This window comes from Bradyrhizobium sp. CCBAU 53351, from assembly GCF_015291745.1.
GTDB lineage: Bacteria > Pseudomonadota > Alphaproteobacteria > Rhizobiales > Xanthobacteraceae > Bradyrhizobium.
Genome location: NZ_CP030060.1, coordinates 562,791 through 582,168 on the forward strand (window position 1 = coordinate 562,791; position 19,378 = coordinate 582,168).

The 19,378-nt window shown below is 59.7% G+C and carries 19 protein-coding genes; 15 read left to right on the forward strand and 4 right to left on the reverse strand.

Going from position 1 to position 19,378, the window contains the following annotated elements; translation table 11 throughout:
* Window positions 1-44: 44 nt before the first annotated feature.
* Genes XH83_RS37660 through XH83_RS37670 form a run of 3 tightly spaced genes read left to right on the forward strand, consistent with a single transcriptional unit; the run spans window position 45 to window position 3,746 of the window.
* Complete coding sequence (locus XH83_RS37660) at window positions 45-1,337, forward strand: MFS transporter (RefSeq protein WP_128930058.1); 1,293 nt, start codon at window positions 45-47, stop codon at window positions 1,335-1,337.
* 27 nt (window positions 1,338-1,364) lie between these two features.
* Window positions 1,365-2,441: a tartrate dehydrogenase gene (locus XH83_RS37665; protein WP_128930057.1), complete on the forward strand. Its 1,077-nt coding sequence runs from the start codon at window positions 1,365-1,367 to the stop codon at window positions 2,439-2,441.
* A gap of 9 nt (window positions 2,442-2,450) precedes the next feature.
* Window positions 2,451-3,746, forward strand: a complete 1,296-nt coding sequence (locus XH83_RS37670) for a glycerate kinase (protein WP_128955144.1) — start codon at window positions 2,451-2,453, stop codon at window positions 3,744-3,746.
* Between the two features lie 83 nt (window positions 3,747-3,829).
* On the opposite strand, the gene XH83_RS37675 is transcribed toward XH83_RS37670, so the two are convergent.
* The 3 genes from XH83_RS37675 to XH83_RS37685 all read right to left on the reverse strand — a co-directional run bounded on the left by XH83_RS37675 (window position 3,830) and on the right by XH83_RS37685 (window position 7,759).
* On the reverse strand, window positions 3,830-5,080 hold the full coding sequence (locus XH83_RS37675; RefSeq protein ID WP_164933592.1) for a beta-propeller fold lactonase family protein: 1,251 nt from the start codon (window positions 5,078-5,080) through the stop codon (window positions 3,830-3,832).
* A gap of 83 nt (window positions 5,081-5,163) precedes the next feature.
* Window positions 5,164-6,351, reverse strand: a complete 1,188-nt coding sequence (locus XH83_RS37680) for a mandelate racemase/muconate lactonizing enzyme family protein (protein ID WP_128930202.1) — start codon at window positions 6,349-6,351, stop codon at window positions 5,164-5,166.
* A gap of 55 nt (window positions 6,352-6,406) precedes the next feature.
* Complete coding sequence (locus tag XH83_RS37685) at window positions 6,407-7,759, reverse strand: MFS transporter (protein ID WP_128930054.1); 1,353 nt, start codon at window positions 7,757-7,759, stop codon at window positions 6,407-6,409.
* A 122-nt stretch (window positions 7,760-7,881) separates the two neighbouring features.
* Between XH83_RS37685 and XH83_RS37690 the strand changes: the two genes are divergently transcribed.
* The 3 genes from XH83_RS37690 to XH83_RS37700 all read left to right on the forward strand — a co-directional run bounded on the left by XH83_RS37690 (window position 7,882) and on the right by XH83_RS37700 (window position 10,085).
* Window positions 7,882-8,799: a LysR family transcriptional regulator gene (locus XH83_RS37690; protein ID WP_128930053.1), complete on the forward strand. Its 918-nt coding sequence runs from the start codon at window positions 7,882-7,884 to the stop codon at window positions 8,797-8,799.
* A 246-nt stretch (window positions 8,800-9,045) separates the two neighbouring features.
* Window positions 9,046-9,498, forward strand: a complete 453-nt coding sequence (locus XH83_RS37695; protein WP_128955143.1) for a mobile mystery protein A — start codon at window positions 9,046-9,048, stop codon at window positions 9,496-9,498.
* Window positions 9,495-10,085: a mobile mystery protein B gene (locus XH83_RS37700; RefSeq protein ID WP_128930051.1), complete on the forward strand. Its 591-nt coding sequence runs from the start codon at window positions 9,495-9,497 to the stop codon at window positions 10,083-10,085. The genes XH83_RS37695 and XH83_RS37700 overlap by 4 nt, the downstream gene beginning before the upstream one ends.
* A gap of 218 nt (window positions 10,086-10,303) precedes the next feature.
* On the opposite strand, the gene XH83_RS37705 is transcribed toward XH83_RS37700, so the two are convergent.
* Entirely contained in the window at window positions 10,304-10,891 is a 588-nt protein-coding gene (locus XH83_RS37705) for a type IV toxin-antitoxin system AbiEi family antitoxin domain-containing protein (protein WP_232995553.1), read from the reverse strand.
* A gap of 293 nt (window positions 10,892-11,184) precedes the next feature.
* Between XH83_RS37705 and XH83_RS37710 the strand changes: the two genes are divergently transcribed.
* The 9 genes from XH83_RS37710 (at window position 11,185) to XH83_RS37750 (ending at window position 19,369) form a co-directional block, all read left to right on the forward strand.
* A complete protein-coding gene (locus XH83_RS37710; RefSeq protein ID WP_128930050.1) occupies window positions 11,185-12,837 on the forward strand; it encodes an IclR family transcriptional regulator C-terminal domain-containing protein in 1,653 nt (550 codons plus the stop codon).
* Between the two features lie 17 nt (window positions 12,838-12,854).
* The gene (locus tag XH83_RS37715) at window positions 12,855-13,961 is read left to right on the forward strand and encodes a mandelate racemase/muconate lactonizing enzyme family protein (protein ID WP_128955142.1); all 1,107 of its coding nucleotides are present in this window, start codon (window positions 12,855-12,857) and stop codon (window positions 13,959-13,961) included.
* Between the two features lie 138 nt (window positions 13,962-14,099).
* Complete coding sequence (locus XH83_RS37720) at window positions 14,100-14,828, forward strand: ribonuclease activity regulator RraA (protein WP_128930048.1); 729 nt, start codon at window positions 14,100-14,102, stop codon at window positions 14,826-14,828.
* A gap of 4 nt (window positions 14,829-14,832) precedes the next feature.
* The gene (locus tag XH83_RS37725) at window positions 14,833-15,306 is read left to right on the forward strand and encodes a nuclear transport factor 2 family protein (protein WP_128930047.1); all 474 of its coding nucleotides are present in this window, start codon (window positions 14,833-14,835) and stop codon (window positions 15,304-15,306) included.
* 17 nt (window positions 15,307-15,323) lie between these two features.
* Entirely contained in the window at window positions 15,324-16,118 is a 795-nt protein-coding gene (locus XH83_RS37730; protein WP_128930046.1) for a shikimate dehydrogenase, read from the forward strand.
* A gap of 354 nt (window positions 16,119-16,472) precedes the next feature.
* Window positions 16,473-17,270, forward strand: coding sequence for a transporter substrate-binding domain-containing protein (locus XH83_RS37735; RefSeq protein ID WP_128930045.1), 798 nt, complete (start codon window positions 16,473-16,475; stop codon window positions 17,268-17,270).
* A 34-nt stretch (window positions 17,271-17,304) separates the two neighbouring features.
* Window positions 17,305-17,988, forward strand: a complete 684-nt coding sequence (locus XH83_RS37740; protein WP_128930044.1) for an amino acid ABC transporter permease — start codon at window positions 17,305-17,307, stop codon at window positions 17,986-17,988.
* 15 nt (window positions 17,989-18,003) lie between these two features.
* On the forward strand, window positions 18,004-18,651 hold the full coding sequence (locus XH83_RS37745; RefSeq protein ID WP_128930043.1) for an amino acid ABC transporter permease: 648 nt from the start codon (window positions 18,004-18,006) through the stop codon (window positions 18,649-18,651).
* Complete coding sequence (locus XH83_RS37750; RefSeq protein ID WP_128930042.1) at window positions 18,635-19,369, forward strand: amino acid ABC transporter ATP-binding protein; 735 nt, start codon at window positions 18,635-18,637, stop codon at window positions 19,367-19,369. Before XH83_RS37745 ends, XH83_RS37750 begins: the two co-directional genes overlap by 17 nt.
* Window positions 19,370-19,378 lie beyond the last annotated feature (9 nt).

Sequence of the window (19,378 nt, forward strand, 5' to 3'; positions counted from 1 at the left end):
TGGCTGCCAGCCGGGGCGCCAGCCGAAAAACGAGGAGGCCCAAGGTGGTGAACGAGGTTCAGAAGCGCACGATCCGTCGAGTAGCTTACCGGATCGTGCCATTCGTGATGCTACTCTACTTCGTCGCGTTTATCGACCGAGTGAACATCGGCTTCGCAGCGCTGACGATGAACAAGGATCTTGGTTTCTCCTCCTCCGTATACGGATTTGGTGCGGGCATTTTCTTCTGGGGTTACTTCCTGTTCGAGGTGCCCTCCAACATCATTTTGGACAAGGTGGGAGCCCGACTGTGGATCGCTCGGGTCATGATCACCTGGGGCTTGATATCCGGGGCAATGGCGTTCGTCCAAGGGCAAACAAGCTTCTACGTTCTTCGCTTCTTGCTCGGCGCGGCCGAAGCTGGGTTCTTCCCAGGAATTATCCTCTATCTGTCCTATTGGTTTCCCGCGCGCCAGCGTGCCGGGATCACCGCTCTGTTCATGGCAGCGGCGCCTCTTTCAACGGTCCTCGGATCGCCCGTCTCGGCCGCTCTTCTGGAGTTGCACGGCTTGTTCGGCCTTAAGGGGTGGCAATGGCTATTTCTCCTCGAGGCGCTACCCGCCATCGTGCTTGGGTTCATCGTGCTCGGATTCATGACGGATCGGCCGGAACAGGCGAAGTGGCTTGCCGATGATGAGCGGGCCTGGCTGGTCGAGGCCATGAATGCGGAGCGGGCGGCCAAGGCAGGGTCGGCGAGCCATAGCGTCTGGCGGGGACTGACGGATCTACGCGTTCTGGCTTTGTCCCTCGTCTACTTCGGCACGTCGGCGGGACTGTACACGCTGGGGGTATGGGCGCCGCAGATCATCAAAGGCTTCGGCCTGTCGAATATGGCGGTTGGATCGCTCAATGCGATCCCGCCGACGATCGCCGTGGTGGCCATGTATCTGTGGTCAAGGCATTCGGACCGCACCAACGAACGGACGTGGCATGTAGTCATCGCTTGCCTCGTTGCGGCGGCCGGGCTCGCGCTGGCAGGCATGTCGACTGGCGTTGCTTCAGTTATCGCTGCGCTGGTGCTGGTGAACGTCGGCATCAGCGCCGCCAAGCCGCCGCTTTGGAGCATGCCGACACTGTTCCTGGCCGGTCCGGCCGCGGCGAGCGGCATCGCAACCATCAACTCCATCGGCAATCTCGGCGGCTTCGTCGGTCCGGCCATGATCGGATGGATCAAGGACCTCACCGGCAGCTTCGAGGGCGGGCTCTATTTCGTCTGCGCACTCTTGTTGTTGTCCGCCACGCTGACGTTGCTGCTCGCGCGCTCGATCGGCCGCCATCAGGCGGCCGTCGCGCACTAATCATACGGAAGAGGAAGGATATCTCTCATGAAGACCTACAACGTTGCGGCAATCCCAGGCGACGGTATCGGCTCCGAAGTTGTGGATGCCGGCGTCGAAGTTCTTAAGGCGCTGGCGAAGCGCGATGGGGCATTCACCTTTCACTTCGACCACTTTGATTGGGGTGGGGAATATTATAAGCGGCATGGCCGCATGATGCCCGAAAACGGGCGCGATCTGATCCGTAATCACGATGCAATCCTGTTTGGCTCCGCAGGGCACCCAGAAATTCCGGACCACATCACGCTTTGGGGCCTGCGGCTCGCGATCTGTCAGCCGTTCGATCAATATGCGAATGTGCGTCCGACCCGCATCCTTCCCGGCATCACCTCGCCCTTGCGTGCCGTCAAGGACAAGGAGCTCGACTGGGTCATCGTTCGGGAAAATTCGGAAGGCGAGTATGCGGGCGTCGGCGGACGGGTCCATCAGGGATCTCCTTTGGAGGCAGCAACCGATGTCGCTATGTTCACGCGCGCCGGTGTGGAGCGGATCATGCGCTTTGCCTTCGGCCTTGCACGGTCTCGTCCCCGCAAGTTGTTGACCGTCGTGACGAAATCCAATGCACAGCGGCATGCAATGGTCATGTGGGATGAAATTGCAGCGGAGGTCGCGCGCGAGTTTTCTGACGTGACGTGGGACAAGATGCTGGTCGATGCCATGACGATGCGCATGGTCATGCGCCCGCAGAGCCTCGATACGATCGTGGCTACCAATCTCCATGCTGATGTGCTGTCCGACCTTGCCGCTGCCCTTGCCGGTTCGCTTGGCATCGCCCCGACCGCCAATCTCAATCCCGAGCGCAAATTCCCATCGATGTTCGAGCCCATCCATGGCTCCGCCTTCGACATCACAGGCAAGGGCATTGCCAATCCCGTCGGGACATTCTGGTCGGCGGTTATGATGCTTGAGCATCTGGGGGAGAATGCAGCCGCGCAGCGGCTCATGAAGGCAATCGAGCGCGTCACCGCCAACCCCGAACTGCATACGCCAGACCTTGGAGGATCGGCGAACACCCGCAAGGTGACAGACGCTGTCGTGAGCGCGATCCAAGCGGAAAACGCGTGAAGCCCCCCAATGTCCGCTGTGTGGACCGACGCACGGGCTCGCAGCTTGCTGCGGCAACTCTTTGATGCCGCAATCGCGAGCGCTGATCCGCGCATAGCCGTCACGACGCATCTGCCGCCAAAGCCCAGCGGACGCTGTATTGTTGTCGGAGCCGGCAAGGCGTCCGCGGCAATGGCTGCGGTGGTCGATGCGGCCTGGCCCGACGTCGAATTGTCGGGGGTCGTTGTGACGCGGCACGGGCACGCGGTGCCGGCGGGCGGGATCGAAGTCCTTGAGGCGTCGCACCCCGTCCCGGACCACTCGAGCGAGGCCGCGGCGCTGCGGATGCTGGATGCGGTCAGAGGGCTGACGAAGGATGACCTGGTCCTAGCGTTGATGTCCGGTGGCGGGTCCGCACTGATGGCCCTTCCCGCCCCTCCGATGACCCTCGCGGACAAGCAAGCGGTAAACCGGGCATTACTCGCGAGCGGGGCGACGATTGCGGAGATGAATGTGGTGCGCAAGCACCTGTCGGCGATCAAAGGCGGTCGGCTGGCGCTTGCAGCGCGCCCTGCGCGCCTCCTCACCCTCGTGATCTCAGACATTCCGGGGGACGATCCGGCTGCGATCGCCTCCGGCCCGACGCTGCCGGATGCCAGCACGAAGGCCAATGCGCGCGAGATCGTTCGCCGTTTCGGGATCAAGCTGCCCGACTCTGCGCAAGCCGTTCTAGACGGCGGACAAGATACGGCGAAGCCTGGGGACATTGCCGAAGATGTCCGTATTATCGCCGCGCCACTCACGGCCCTTGATGCTGCAGCGCAGCTCGCCAAGCGCGAGGGATTGAGCGCTGTTGTACTTGGGGACGCAATCGAGGGGGAGGCCCGAGAGCTCGGTACCATGATGGCCGGAATTGCCCGGTCGGTCGCTCAGCACGGGCATCCTGTAAAGGCGCCGGCCGTTCTGCTTTCAGGAGGAGAGACGACAGTTAGCATCGGTCATGGCCGAGCAGGTCGTGGTGGTCGCAATACCGAGTTCTTGCTCGGACTTGCGGTGGCCCTTGATGGAGCGGCGGGCATTTGGGCCATTGCCGGGGATAGTGACGGGATTGATGGAACGGAGGATGCCGCCGGCGCTTTGGTGACGCCAGATACCTTGCATCGCGCCGCTGCGAGCCAGCTCGATGCCCGCGCGCTTCTGACGGCTCACGATAGTTACACCTTTTTCGAGCGTCTTGGTGATCTCGTTCGAACAGGTCCCACTCTCACAAATGTCAATGACATTCGGGCCGTTCTGATTGCGCCGACTAGGCAACAGACGTCGTAAGCTGGCAAAGCTCGTTCGTTCGCCTACATAAGGCGCCCGCTCGTGCGAGAGCTCCCGCGAGCGCGTCGTGCAGAGCTGCATGCTCAGAGAGCAACCATTCCACACCAGAACATCCAATCTTTGCCGATATCGACCTCGTATTTGCGAGCGAAGTTCAGTTTGCCATCGTCGGCGACGTCGAATACTGTCAACCCTGCTGGAACCGTCCGAACGGCGCCACCGTCGCGAACGTCAAGCGGCGCAACCGCAGCTGTGACCAGCATTCGTCCGGCCGGATGGATTGAGAATGTCCTGCAATGGAAGGTCAGGGTATCAATGGTCTGGATGAGCGTCGGCTCTCCGCTTGCGGGATTGATCGAAAACACGGCGACAGTATTTTCTCCCTCCCCATGGACCTTTCGGCCCGCGAAATCGATCGTTCCGTCCGAGCGGTTGGCAAGATAGACGAACCGGCCGTTGGGGTGCACGTGGATGGGGCCGACGAACTGGACCGGTAGCCTAGCTTCGTGGTTTTCAGCAGTATATCTTTCGAACAGCGGCTTAGGATCGATGCCTTCGTCACTCGTCCCATAGACCAGCAGCTGGTTGTTGCGTTCCATCGATACGAACATCCACGGTTTTTCCGGATGAAAGTCGACGTGCCGCGGGCCGAAGCCAAGTCCGTTTCCTTTAGTGATCGAAGTCTCATGCGAAAGCTGCCCCGCTTCAAATCGGAAGACTTTCAGGGCTCCGGGATCTTCGGGCTTGCCGGCGCCCGGATCGTTGCCGCGCGTCGGAAGCACGACGAGCTTGCCAGACGGTGAGACACGGACTTGGTGAGCATAGATGCCGGCATCGATTGAGCCGGACTGCTTGATTTCAACTCCGATGGAGCCGTTCTCCCCGAGCGCATGGACGGTCAGATCTGACGGCATGTTGTAAGCAACAAGCAGATAGCGCCCTGCCGGATCGAGCGTGAGGTTAACTGGGCGGTTCTTGAGAAAGACAGGCTCTCCAAATTGCTGCAGCCGCCCCGTGTCTTGATCGATCGCATAGACCGCGACCCCGTGCCGGTCGTCAGCCTTGGAGGTATACCGGTTGCTAAAAGCCACGTAGAGCAGCGGCTTTGATGGATGCTTCCAGGCGTACTGAACCGCCTCTGGCACGCGAATAGTGTCAATTTTCTGCAAGGCGAGCTTCGTGTCGTCGGCCTCGTAACACATCAGCTCGGACCCAACTGCGACGTAGAGGACCGCGCGAGCTGTGTTCTGCGCAGCAACTGCTCGTGGCGATAGCCCCGCTGCGGCAAGGAGGCCTACAAACGTACGGCGGCTGAGTGACACTGCGCGGTTCATGCGTTCAACTCCTCGTAACGTGCTGCTAAGTCTACTCGGCCTCAAAAGGCTGGGCCGGCGGGGCCGGACCAGCCTTCTGTTTATTAGGGCCGCTTTCCGGCTTCGTGAGTGGCGCGAGTCCATGCCCGAGCCTGATCCGAGAGGCTGAAGCCGAGGCCCGGTCGGTTTGGCACGATCATGCGTCCATTCACGACATGGAGTTTCTCGTTGAACATGGCTTCCGACCACTCGAAGTGCTCGACCCAGGGCTCGCGGCCGTAAGCCGCCGTCAGATGAAGGTGGATCTCCATGCAGTAATGGGGAGCGAGCTGCAGCTTCTTATGGTCGGCAAGCGCGAGGATCTTCAGGAAGGGGGTGATGCCCCCGACGCGGGGGGCGTCTGGCTGAATGAAGTCGACCGAATTGTGCCGGATCAGCTCGTAATGTTCATCGACGCTTGTTAGCATCTCACCCGTGGCGATCGGGGTTGCAAGCTCCTTGGCGAGCGCGGCATGCCCTTCGTAATCGTAAGCATCCAGCGGCTCTTCGATCCAGGTCAGGCTGAACTGCTCGGCAATGCGACCAAACCTCAGTGCAGTCGTGCGGTCCCATTGCTGATTGGCATCGATCGCCAGCGGTACGTCGCCAATATGTTTGCGCACTGCCTCGATGCGGGCGAGATCAACCATCGGGTCGGGCTGGCCGACTTTGAGCTTGATGGCGCCGATGCCCTTTTCGAGCGCCATCGAGACGCGCTCCTTGACCTCCTCGATGGGCATGGAGAGATAGCCGCCGGATGTGTTGTAGCAGCGAACCGAATCTCGGTGGGCGCCGAGCAATTTGGCCAGCGGCAGCTTCGCTCGCTTGGCCTTGAGATCCCACAACGCAATGTCAAAGGCGGCAATTGCCTGGGTTGACAGTCCACTACGCCCGACGGAAGCGCCGGCCCAGACCAGCTTGTCCCAGATGCGCGCGATGTCATTGGGATCCTCACCTATAAGTTCACCGGCAATTTCCTTGGCATGAGCGAACTGCCCGGGCCCTCCCGCGCGCTTCGAATAGCTATAGCCGATGCCACTATGGCCCTGCTCGGTTTCGATCTCCGCGAACAGGAACGCGATCTCCGTGAGCGGCTTTTGGCGGCCGGTAAGCACCTTCGCGTCGCTGATCGGTGCGGCAAGTGGAAGGAAAACCAGCGATAGCTTGACCCATGCGATTCGATCGGTGGTGGCTTCGCCGGGCGCAAGTCCCGCAGCTAGCGGATTGGCAATGATGCGTGTCGTGTTTTGCATAAAGTTCATCTGTTCGTCCTCTTTCGTCGTTGAATACTCTTCTGCGGCCCGGCGTCTATTCGGCTGGTATTGGCGCAGCGCGAGGAAGCTCGGGCCTTTCCTGAATGACGGCACGTTGAATCGGGCCCACGATGACCCAGTAGCTGATAATGGCGAGTAGGCCATGGAGGCCGACATAGAGCAGCGCGCCATTGAAGGATCCGGTCGCTGCAAGGATGTAGCCGATCGCAACCGGGGTCGTGATGCCGGCAGTATTACCGATCGCGTTGAAGACGCCGCCGGTCAGCCCGATGACTTCTTTTGGCGCGGTATCGGCCACTACGGTCCAACCTAGCGATCCAAAGCCCTTGCCGAAAAAGGCGGCGCTCATCAGGACTAGGATCAACGTGGTGGAGTCTGTGTAATTGCAGCCGATGATCAGCATCGTCATCAACAGACCAATCGTAATCGGCGTCTTCCTCGCGGTGCTTAGCGATCCGGTCCTGCGAAGAAGCCAATCTGAGAAGAAGCCGGTCATGACGCCGCCAACGAAGCCGGCGATGGCCGGGATGGTCGCCACTAAACTTGCGTCGAGTACCGAAAAGCCGCGGGCCTTGACGAGATAGCTCGGAAACCAGGAGACGAAGAACCAGGTGATGGATGTAATGCCGTACTGCGCGAGGAAGATGCCGACGAGCATGCGGCTGCGGAAGACTTCGGCCAGATCCGACCATTTTGGACCGCGCTCGGCGGAGCGCACAGGAGCTGCGCCGAGGTCGACAAGGCCGCCACCAGAGCGAATGTGATCGAGTTCAGCTGGCGCGACTTTTGGATGTTGAGCAGGCGGATAGTACGTGACGAACCAGAGGGCGGAGAATGCGAGCCCTAGGACGCCCATCACAGTGAAGATGTGCTCCCAGCCGAAGCGATGATCTAGATAGCCCATCAAAGGCGTGAAGATCACGAGGGAGACATATTGCGCGCTGTTGAAGATCGCGCCGGCAATGCCGCGCTCGCTCGATGGAAACCAGGCAGCGATGATGCGCCCAGCAGCCGGCCCGACTGGAGATTCGAACACGCCAAGCAGGAAGCGCAAGGCGAGCATGGCCAGAAACGGATAGGCGAGCCAGGCCACGCCGCTCATCAGGAACGTGACGACCGACCAGAGGATCAATCCGACCAGGATGCTGAGCTTTGCGCCGAGCTTGTCCGTGATCCAGCCAGCGGGCACCTGAGCCAGCACGTAGGCCCATGCGAAAGCGGAAAACATCCAGCCGAGTTCGACCGGGCTGATGCCAAGAGCCTTGGACATATTGGGGCCCGCGATCGAGAGCGTCGCTCGATCGCCGCTGCTTAGTGCCAGCAACATCGTGATGAGTGCCAAGATCACGAAACGAAATTGGAAGCGCGCCACTCTGCTCCCTGACATACGATCCTCCCGTCGAGGTTTTCCCGGATCGATCTCTCGCCGATCACGGAGCCCAACCTAGACGCAGGATCAATTCACGTCTAAACTCAATTTTGGATCGAGCTAATACCTTAAAGTTATCAATGATCGAATTTGCACAAATTCGTGCCTTTGTTGCGGTTGCCGACGAGCTTCATTTCGGGCGAGCGGCCAAGCGCCTCAACATGACTCAGCCGCCACTCAGCCGGCACATCCAGATGCTCGAGCAACAGCTCGATGTGACGCTGCTTGAGCGAACGAGCCGGTCGGTTGAGCTGACCGTCGCTGGAAGGGCGTTTCTCTCTGAAGCGCGAGGGCTGCTTCAGCAACGGGAGAATGCGGTGAAGGCTGCGCGACAAGCAGCCTTATTGGCTGGTGGTGCCCTGACGATCGGCTTCGTGGGTGCTACAACTTACGGGTATTTGCCTTGGCTTGCCTCGTGCTTGCGCAGCGAACTACCGCACATCGAAGCAAGCTTTGTCGAGCTGACCTCGCGCGAGCAGCTCGAAGCTCTCAAATCAGGGCAAATCGATTTCGGCTTGGTGCGCCCATTGCAGACGGCCGAGACGGTCAGAAGCGCATGCGTGTTCCGCGAGGAGCTGGCGCTCGCCCTGCCACTCGATCACCCGCTCGCGGGGCGGCGCCGGCCCGAGCTTGAGCAGCTCGATGGGCAACCCTTCATCATGTATTCGAGCGCTGGCCCCTACATGAACTCGCTGCTGACCATGGCGTTTGGAGCCGCCGGCATCCGGCCGAATGTCGTGCAGTCGATGAGCCAGGCACAAGCCATCCTCGCGCTGGTCAGCACGGGGTTGGGTCTTGCGATTGTTCCCGGAGAGACCCGCAATGCCTGCTTCGACAATGTCGTGTTTCGGCCTATCCGCTTTGGGCGCTCTATCTTTGCTGAATTGCACGCCATCTGGAGAAGTGACAATCGCAATCCTGTTTTACCGCGCCTGCGCGAGCTTGCCTTTCGGGACGAGGGCAGCGGTGTCCGCCGGCCCTTGCAGCTGCAGCCCTAGAGGCCACTAACCAGAACGCGGACCCGGATTCGGTCCGCCACCGCCGCCCTGGGGTGGCTCGTCGCTTACTTCTGCAATGATGTTAAATGGTTGACGAAAGGTCGTAGTGAAGGCCCTGCGTCACTTCGATAAGATTTATCTTATTGTCAACCTTGTGTATTATAAGAAAAAGCTTATTACCGCGGGAAATATTAATATGGTATTCCTTATAGATTTATCAGCTCGTTATATGGTATATCTTATCGGATGAAAGACGCTATCCGGCATCTCGACAGCCGCTTTGCCGCGCTCCGAGCGCTCTCGCACTCCCAGCGCCCTCCCAAGGGCTGGATTCGCGCGATCCGCGACGCCCTCGGCATGACCACCGCCCAATATGCCAAGAGGCTGGGGGTTTCGCAGCCACGCATCGTGGAACTCGAAAAATCCGAGCAAGGCGGCAGCGTAACCCTCAATACGCTTCAACGCGCGGCCGAGGCCCTCGGCTGCAGGCTGGTCTATGTGCTTGTACCCGACCGCCCCCTCGCAGAAGTTGTAACCAAGCGAGCTGCTGAGGTCGCCGAGCGGCAATCACGAGCTATCGAGCAAACGATGCGGCTCGAGGACCAAGCGGTGGAGGACAATCAGGCTGCCCGCGCGCTTCGGGAACAAGCGATCGAGGATTTGTTGAAACGCCCCGCGCGCCTCTGGGACGACGAATGACTGAGACTGATCTGCATGCCGCCGACGATCACGCGACACCGCTGACCCCTCAGGAGCGCGAAGATCTTATCCCAACGCACATTACCTTACGTAGCGAGTTGAACGAACTGGAGCAGCAGAACATCGCGACGGCAAACCGCTGGGCGTTTGGCCGCCGCAAGGTTCCGACGCGGGAAAGTTTTCTCAAGAGTTTGCATCGGCGCATGTTCGAACGCGTCTGGCGCTGGGCTGGAAAATTTCGAACGACGGAGCGCAATCTTGGTGTCGCGCCACATCTGATCGAAATTTCGCTGCATCAGGTGCTCGACGACGCAAGGTATTGGATTGAGAACAACACCTATCCACCGGACGAACTTGCGGTTCGCTTCCATCACCGCCTCGTATCCGTACATCCGTTCCCAAACGGCAACGGTCGCTGGTCACGATTGGCTGCTGACTTGTTGATCGTGCAGCTTGGGGGCCGGCGCTTTACATGGGGCGCCGCCGGCTTGCAGACAGCCGGCACCGCACGCAGGGCCTACATTGCAGCGCTTCAGGCTGCCGACAACCATGATTTCGGGCCCCTCATCGCTTTCGCGCGATCATAAAATGCCCGGCCCACCATCGGGCAAACCCTAACTAAACCAAGGCGCTTTCCTTAGCTAACTCGGTCTACGTCGGAATCAACAGCAGGGATCCGCAGATTTCGCCTGTAGAGCAGCCGTTCGAACGCATACTGTGTGAGCAAGAGATCGAAAGGCTCGTTACGCTGTTTGCAAGATTGAGCAGGCGGCCACGGATGGATGCTCCGACATTCGTCAGCGGCCTACGCATTCAAGGTCAGCGTCTCAAGGCGCGGCTGAACGATTTTGTCCCATATGCCGGCTTCGGCGGCGTATTTTGCGATTTCGGAGGGTGTCGCTTTGCGCAGTCTGATCGCGTCTTTCATCGCTTGCGTGGCGTGCGCAAGGCCTGTGGGGACGTTGTAGAAGGCTTTTTGACGTTGGCCGCTCTTGAAGAGATCGACGATAGTTTTGGCCGGTGTGTAGATCGGTACCGAGATCCCTTCGATGGTGTAATGCTTGATCCCCTTGTCAAACTCCTTGGGACCAAAGCGCGTAATTTGAATGCGAGGCCGCGCAATCTTGGGCCGCCAGTCGCGCGGACCGATCGCCATCCATACATAGGGCGGGATGCGGTCTGTCAGCTCATGGAAGGCGAGCGCAGACTCGTAACAGATGACGCCGTTTCGAATGAGTTTCGCAGCAACTGCGAGCGAGTGGTTACTGTCGAGCAGTGCATCGGGTAGCTGGTAAAGGCCGCGGCTGAGCTGATTGAGCGTGCCCTTCTGTTCCATTCGGGAAATGGTTGCGGCCGTGATCCCTTCCTGGAGAAATTCAGAAAGGCGCATCATGCCCCGCTTCTGAAGAAGCGAGATCGCCCTATCCCTCTGGCGTTGTGGTTGCTTCCTCATGGAAACCCGCATGATACAAAACCTTGCAAGTGTCAAGATTTTGCACAAGGAGTTATATCAATGCGACGTTCCCACAAGACAAATGCCTTTTTGAAACCAAGCACATAACCCCTCGCTTCACTGGCTCGGAATCTGCCCCTCCGGGTCTCACCATGTGGGCAACCCGGCTGGATGAGGCGCACCAAGCCTGCGACAGGCTGGATGGTCTCGTCTCGTGAACCTAAAATTGGGCCATGTCTGAACACGAAGTCGAGTGGTCGCCGGAGCTGATCCATCCTAAGAATGTCGCCGGGACGGCGCTTCTGGGAAAGGCCTGCGATATTCTCGAGCTGATCGGCAGATCACCCGGCGTCCTCGACCAGGCGCGTCTTGCGGACCAGACGGGCATCCCCAGGGCGACCCTGTATCGCATCCTTGCGGCGCTGATCTCGCGTGGACTGATCCGGGCAGATCCGCGCACCCAGGCCTACACGCTTGGTTTCAACTTTCTCGATCTTGCACAGAATGCTTGGTCGTCGTCTGACCTTGCGTCAATTGCGTCCGTAGAGTTGAGGCGCTTACGCGATTTGACCGGTGAGACCGCCTATCTCGCGGTTCAAGACGGTCACCACGTGCTCTCGCTCGGCCGCTTCGAGAGCGCACATTCCGAGCGATCCAATGCGAGGCTCGGCGCGCTTAAACCGATGCATTGCACAAGCCAGGGCAAGGCGATCCTCGCTCATCTCTCCGACGCGCAACTCGACTTGGTGGTCCGCGACGGGCTTGCCAAGTTTACCGAGAAGACGATTTGTGACGGCGAGCAGTTGAAGGCACATCTGGCCATCGTCCGTGCGCGCGGCTATGCGATCGATGACGAAGAGATAGTTCTCGGCACCCGCTGCGTCGGAACGGCTATTCTCGATCCCGCCGGCAAACCGCTTGCGGCCATCAGCGTGGCCGGCCCGACTTTTCGCATCACCGCCGAGCGCGCCGAACGATTAGGGCAAGAGCTCGTTGATGTCGCAAGACGGATTTCGAGCCTGCTCGCACCTGCCATCAAGAGCGCTCGGCATGATCCGGGAAATTACAAGGTCTGGACGAAGAGCACAGCCTTTGTGGGCGCGGCGCCGCGCTGGGATGCGCGCGCGCAGAACTTGGTTTGGGCCGACCTGTTGGCGCCTGCTATCCGCGCCGACGGCGGGCATCCCTTCACCGTCTCGCTGCAGGCGCTCTCTGAGGGCATCAACTCGCTGTGCCTTGTCGAGGGCGGCGTCGCCTATTCAGTTGGCCATGACATCGTGATCGACAATTTATCGGGCGGCCAGGAGCGCATTGAAGGAAAGCCGGGTATTTCCTTCAAAGTGCTGCGCGTCTCGGAGGCTGGTGAGATCTGGGCAGCAGCCTACAGCGCCGAGGCCAACATAAGCCTGGTTGGACCGTGGCGACGGCAATCGGGGATGGAACCGGTGTTCGAAGTGCAAGGCCAGGTGAGCGACATCGCCTTTTGCGGTGATGCCGGCCTGTTCGCGACGGAGCCATCGCGTCAATGCGTCTATCTGCTTGAGCGAAAGGCGGCGCGAAAGCGAAAATTCGCCGATATTCCGAAGGTCGCGGGCGCTCCTTGCGCCCTCGCCGTCGACGAGCAATTTAACCCATGGGTTGGATTGTCGGACGGCTGGAGCGTCGTGAAGCTTAATGAGAGCGGAGAGATTGAGCGAACCGTCGCCCTCCCCGTGCCAAGACCAACCGGTATCGCGTTTGGAGGAGCCTCCCTGTCCGAGCTCTTCGTGACCAGTGCCCGCACCGGCCTGTCGCGCGAAAGCCTCGCCAATGCTCCTCTTTCGGGACACCTCCTGTCGATCGATGTCGGCGAGCGCGGCCTCGCCGATCCAGTCGCAAGGCTTTGACCCAGGCCACTCGCATTATGCCCCAAAGCAACACCGTACCCAAGATCATCTCACTGCAAACCTTTCCGGTGCGCATTCCGTTCGCCGATGGCGGCCCGGGCACGGGCGGCACGCCGTCCCGCTGGCATCGCCTCGACATGGTGCTGATTCGTATCGAAGATGAGGATGGGCATGTCGGCTGGGGCGATGCCTTTGCCTATTTCTGCTTGGAGGCGGTGCGCGCGGCCGTCGATCACATGATCGCGCCGTTTGTGACCGAGGCAGCCATCGACGATATCGCTGCCTGGAACCTGGAGGTGCAAAAGAAACTTCATCTCTTTGGACGCTACGGCATAACCATGTTCGCGCTGTCAGGGGTCGACATCGCGCTGTGGGACTTGAAGGCGAAACGGCAGGGCGTGCCGCTATGGCGGCTTTTCCGGGCGAATGCGCCGACGCACCGGCCGGCCTATGCGAGCCTCGTCAGGTATGGCGACAAGGACCTCGTCGCTGAGCAATGCAAGCGGGCGCTCGAGCGCGGCTACCGGCACATCAAGCTTCACGAGATCGCCCCGGATGTAATCAGGCACGCGCGCGAGGTCATCGGGCCCGGTGTCGCGCTGATGGTTGACGCCAATTGCGCCTGGTCCATGCAGGAGACGATCGCTTTGCGAGAAACGTTCCGCGCCTGCAACACCTTGTGGGTGGAGGAGCCGGTATTCCCGCCCGACGACTACAAGAGTATGGAGGAGATTGAGAAGGCCGCAATCCCCGTTGGCAGCGGTGAGAACGCCAGCACGGCCTTTGATTTCATGCGGATCATCAACGCTGTTACCTATCCACAGCCGAGTATGACAAAAGTCGGCGGGATCTCCGAATTCGTCAAGATCTTGGCCGCATGCGAGCGACACGGTAAGAGCGTCATGCCACATACGCCTTACTTCGGGCCGGGATATCTTGCGACCCTGGCGATGCTGCCTTTGATGCAGGAGAAGACGCTGATCGAGTTCCTGTTCGTCGACCCTGAAGTGTGGCTCGCGAGCACACCGAAGCCGGTGAAGGGGGTTGTCAGCGCATCTGATCGCATCGGCATCGGCTTTGAACCAGATCTCGATGTCCTCAAGCGCTACGCTCCCCGCACCTGATCTCAACATGTGAGACGGCGCACTCGCTGCGAGCTTGATAGGCCTTCCGCCGAGCACTGCTGCCGCTATGGTGATGCCTGAAGGCAAGCATTGCACTGCTTGCGCTGGTTTAGATTCCGTTCTTGGAGGTAGATACGCATGGCTCCGATTGCTTCCCAAACCCTCGAAAAGCTGAAGGCCTGCTCGACAGCGACGCTGACCACGCAGCTCTTCAAGCGCAACTATCGTCAGCAATTCCTGGTTGGGATCACGCCGCTCAATCCGAGCGCTGGTGCGTTTGCCGGGGAGGCTTTCACCTTGCGCTTCATTCCCTCGCGGGAAGACAAGGACTGGGATCTTTCTGATCTCCGCAAGCGGGGTGAGGACAATATGCAGTGGGAGGCCGTGGAGGCGATTGGTGCAGGCCAAGTCCTGATGATCGACAGCCGCAACGACCCGCGTGCCGCATCGGCCGGCAACATGTTGATGACGCGCATGATGCGCAAGGGCGTTGCGGCAGCCATTACCGACGGCGCATTCCGCGACGGGACAGAAATCTCAAAAATGGCGTTTCCCGCTTACTGCAGGGCCAACACGGCCTCGACGCGCCCTGCCTATCATCGCGCGGTTGACATGCAATTGCCAATCGGCTGCGCCGATGTTGCCGTTTACCCCGGCGACATCATCGTCGGGGACAGCGATGGCGTCGTCGTCATCCCACGTGCCATCGCCGAGGAGGTGGCGGAGGAGTCTCATGAGCAGGAGCTGCGCGAGAGATTTCTATTCACCAAGATCGATGCTGGCGCGCCTCTTTGGGGCACCTACCCGCCGAACGAGGCAACGCTGAAGGAATACGCGGAATGGCGAGCCCGGCGAGCGGCGGAGTAAAGCGATGGGTGCGCTCACGAAAGCCGCGCAGGCGGAGGCCTTGATCCGCCGATACTTTCAAGCCTGCAACGATGCCGATCACCAGGCGCTGCTGGACTGCTTCACGAGCAATGCTGTCCACTATTTCCCACCCGGCCTGCCTGGTGCGCCCTGGCGCGGCGCTCAGGCAATAGCCGACGGCTGGGTCTGGTGTGTCAAAACGATGGGATCGCGCTGGACCATTGAGAAGGTTCTGGCCAGCTCGGACGGCCACGAAGCGGTGATCGAATGGACCCATTGGAAGACGGCCCTTGGTGAGGTGCTGCGCGGCGATGAATGGTACGTCTTCAACGACGACGTCACACGGATTGCCGAGATCCGGGCCTACTATGCCTCTCCCGTCAACAAGGCCGAGACAGTCAACAAGCTGCATGACTTCGACTATGAGGCCAGGGGCTATGCCATGGCGCCGCCCTCGCCTCCGCCCAAATTGTCCTGAAGCGCCCGGGCCTGTTCATGACCTCACTGACCGGAAAGACACGCGTTCATGCGCTAATAGGCTCGCCTATTTCGCAGGTGCTGGCACCGGGCTGGCTGACCAAGCGAATGGAGGATGCCGGATATGACGGTGTGCTGGTGCCGCTGCAGGTCGAGAGAGGCAATCTTGACACGGCTCTGGCGGCCCTCAAAGCAATGCTCAACATCGACAGTATTCTTATCACGCTGCCACACAAATTCGGGGCGATCGCGCATTGCGACCGCCTGTCTGATCGCGCCAAGGTCCTCGGGGCGATCAACGCCATGCGACGAGAACAGGACGGCCGCTGGCTCGGCGACAATTTCGACGGTGCCGGTCTGACTGCCGGATTGAAGAAGGCGGGCCATGCCATCGCCGGCAAAAACGTGTTCATGGTCGGCGCGGGCGGTGCAGGCTCCTCGATCGGCGTCTCCATGCTCGAAGAAGGCGCCCGCCGGTTGACCTTCCACGACCTCGACGCGTCAAACCAGAACAGCCTGTTTGACAGGCTTAGTAAGGCATATCCAGGCAAGGTCTCCATCGATACTGCCGTTCCTCGCGATTGCGATATTGTCGTCAATGCGACGTCGGCAGGCTTGCGGGACGGCGACCCGCTACCAGTCGATCCCGCTCAACTTGCGCCGCACATGATCGTTGCCGACGTTATCACCGATCCGGTCCCGACAAGGCTCCTGTCGGAGGCAGCCAAGATTGGCTGCGCCACGCGAGACGGCACGCACATGCTGGATGGACAGATCGCGCTTCTGTTCTCCTTCATGACCTCTGGTCATTGAGCATCAGACCGCTCACTAACGGCGACAGTCTCACGAAGTGAGACGATCTCTCGCGGACAATGAAAGACGGGCTTCACGTTGAAAGCCGCGCTCGCTAACGTTTCGCGCAATCATAACAACAATACTTGGCACTCTGGAGGAGACACTTGCGAACGCCATCGAGGCGGTCGGGCCAAAGGAATCGATCGCCGCCTGCTCCCTGAGTGGTCGCTCTGCCTGGCACCGCCGCGACGAGAATAACGCCGGGGCGGAAGCGGATGCGCTCCGAATACCGAGTCCGAATCGACCTCTTCTAGCCGAAAATCTGGGCGTAGCTCTAATTCGAACAGTCAATTGCCATCGGGAGGATTGAAAATGAAGACTCTTGCTAGAGTTTTGACAGCTGCTGTTGTCTCGCTGGCCCTCTTGGGGCAAACAGCGACAGCCGGGACGCTTGAGAAGATCAAGTCCGCGGGTATCATTCGCATCGCCGTCGATCTCAGTGTCCCTCCCTGGGCATTCAAGGACGAAGACCTCAATCCCACTGGCTCGGAAGTCGAAACAGCTAAGCTCTTGGCTGCCGATCTCGGCGTGAAGATGGAGATCGTGGGGACGAACAGCGCCAATCGCATTCCTTTCCTGATGTCGCATCGCGCAGACGCAGTCCTTTCGGCCTTGTCGATCACTGATGAGCGCAAGAAGCTGATCGCGTTCTCGCTGCCATATTCTGGAGCGACGTCCTATGTGGCAGCACCGAAGAGCATGCAGATCAAGACGTTCGCTGATTTGTCGGGAAAGCGCATTGCCGTCACGCGCGGCACGACGAACGATGCGGATGTGACTGCGGCGGCCCCGCGAGATGCGGAAATCGTGCGCTTTGAGGATGAAGCAACGACCATGACGGCGGTCGTGTCCAACCAGCTTGACTTGGTCGCGCAGGTGCCGACCCTTGTCGACCTGATCAATAAGAAGAACCCGGCCAAAGAGCTTGAGCTGAAGCTGCCGCTTCGGACCGCGCCTATGGGTGTTGGCATGCGTAAGGAGGATACGGATCTGAAGGAATGGGTCGACAGCTGGGTGAAGAAGAACATCGCCAACGGAAAACTCCAAGCGATCTTCAAGAAGTTTCAGGGCGCCGACCTGCCCCAGGAAGTCATCGCCGCGTCTCAATGACATGGCCTACGGCCCTTGAAACGAGCAAAGTCCTATGACTTACAATTTCGACTTCGCAGCCGTGCTGGCTTATTGGCCGCTCCTGTTGGAGGGTATCTGGACGACGCTACGGCTCACTTTATTCTGCACGGTGTTCGGCATCCTTTTAGGTGGTGCCTGCGCCGTGGTCCGGACCGGCGGGCCAACCTGGGCCCGTTGGATCGTCTCCTTGTATGTGGAGTTCATCCGCAATACGCCGCTGCTCGTGCAGTGCTACTTCCTAATCTTTGGCATTGCGAGCATGGGAATTCGGTTGCCCATCCTGGTTGGTGCGACCATCGCGCTGACGGTCAATATCGGAGCTTATACGACTGAGATCGTGCGTGCGGGCATTGAATCGATCCATCGCGGCCAGCTTGAGGCGGCGACCTGCCTTGGACTGTCGCGCACCCAAACCTATCTGCATGTGATTATTCGGCCAGCGCTGGAGCGCGTCTATCCGGCGCTGTCGAGCCAGTATGTTCTGTTGATGCTGGCCTCGAGCATCGTGTCCTCGGTTGGCGTTGAGGAGCTATTCGGGATCTCTAACCGTATCCAGAGCGAGACTTATCGCAATTTCGAAATCTTCGTCGTGCTCGGCGGCATCTATCTAGGTCTCGCCATACTGGTACGTGGGGGTTTTGCTCTCCTCGGGCTTGCGATGTTTCCTCGCCGCCGCAAGCTCGGAACCCCGCTGTGAGCATGGAGATAGCAGATGAATAGCGCCTACATTCTCTCGTTGCTCCAGGGGCTATGGGCGACGGTCGTATTGAGCCTGTTAACTTTCCTGTTTGGCGGCATCGCCGGCTTCATCGTCGCTCTGGCACGCATCTCGCGGAATTGGGCGATTTCGCGCGGGGCGGCGGCCTATATCGAGATCATGCAGGGACTTCCGTTGCTCGTCCTCATGGGTCTGTGCTTTTACGGGCCGAGCATTTTGGGCTACGACTCCTTATCTCCGCTGACGGCAGCGACCTTCGCGCTCACACTTTACAGCAGCGCCTATCTGGGCGAGATCTGGCGCGGCTGCATTCAGGCGGTGGCGAAGCCGCAATGGGAAGCCGCAGAGTGCCTCGGCCTGACGCGCTGGCAGCGCATGAGGGCTGTCATCCTGCCGCAAGCTCTGCGCATTGCCATTCCACCGACAGTCGGCTTCTTGGTCCAGATCGTCAAGAACACATCGATCGCCTCACTTGTGGTCGGATACGCCGAGCTCTCCTACAACGCAAAGATCATCAACAACGCAACATTTGAGCCGTTTCTCTACTTCGGCATCGCTGCCCTGATGTACTTTGCGATCTGCTATCCGCTGTCGGTTCAAAGCAGAGCCCTCGAAAGGAAACTCAATGTCGCCAATCGTTGAATTAAAGGACGTGCGCAAGAGCTTTGGCGAGCTGGAAGTCCTTAAAGGTGTCACCTTTGAGGTGAACAGGGGCGAAGTCGCCGCTATCATCGGCCAGAGCGGATCGGGCAAGAGCACGGCGCTACGTTGCATGGATCGCCTGGAGACCATCCAAGGCGGCTCGATGCTGATCTGCGGCCACGAGCTCCATGATGACGACATCGACTTGAAGTCTTTGAGACGCGATGTCGGAATCGTTTTTCAAAGCTATAACCTCTTCCCGCACCTGACCGTGGCCGAAAATATCATGTTGGCCCCGCGCATGGTAAAAGGCATGAAGCAGCGGCAGGCCCGCGAAATTGCGGATACTGTGATCGCCAAAGTGGGGCTGCGGGAGAAGATGGACTGCTATCCGGAACAGCTTTCCGGCGGGCAACAGCAGCGCGTAGCCATTGCCCGCAGCCTTGCCATGGAGCCTAAGTTGATGCTGTTCGATGAAGTGACTTCAGCGCTCGACCCGCAGCTTACGGGAGAAGTGTTGCGTGTCATGGAGCAGCTCGCGGCCGACGGCATGACCATGATCCTGGTGACCCATGAAATGGCCTTTGCCCGCAAGGTGGCGGACCGCGTCATTTATATGCGCGATGGCAAGGTGCACGAAATGGGATCGTCGGACATCCTGCGGATGCCTGCGACGCCCGAGCTGGCGGCGTTCGTCGCCGAATCAGCTGAGCATTAAGCTGCGGCA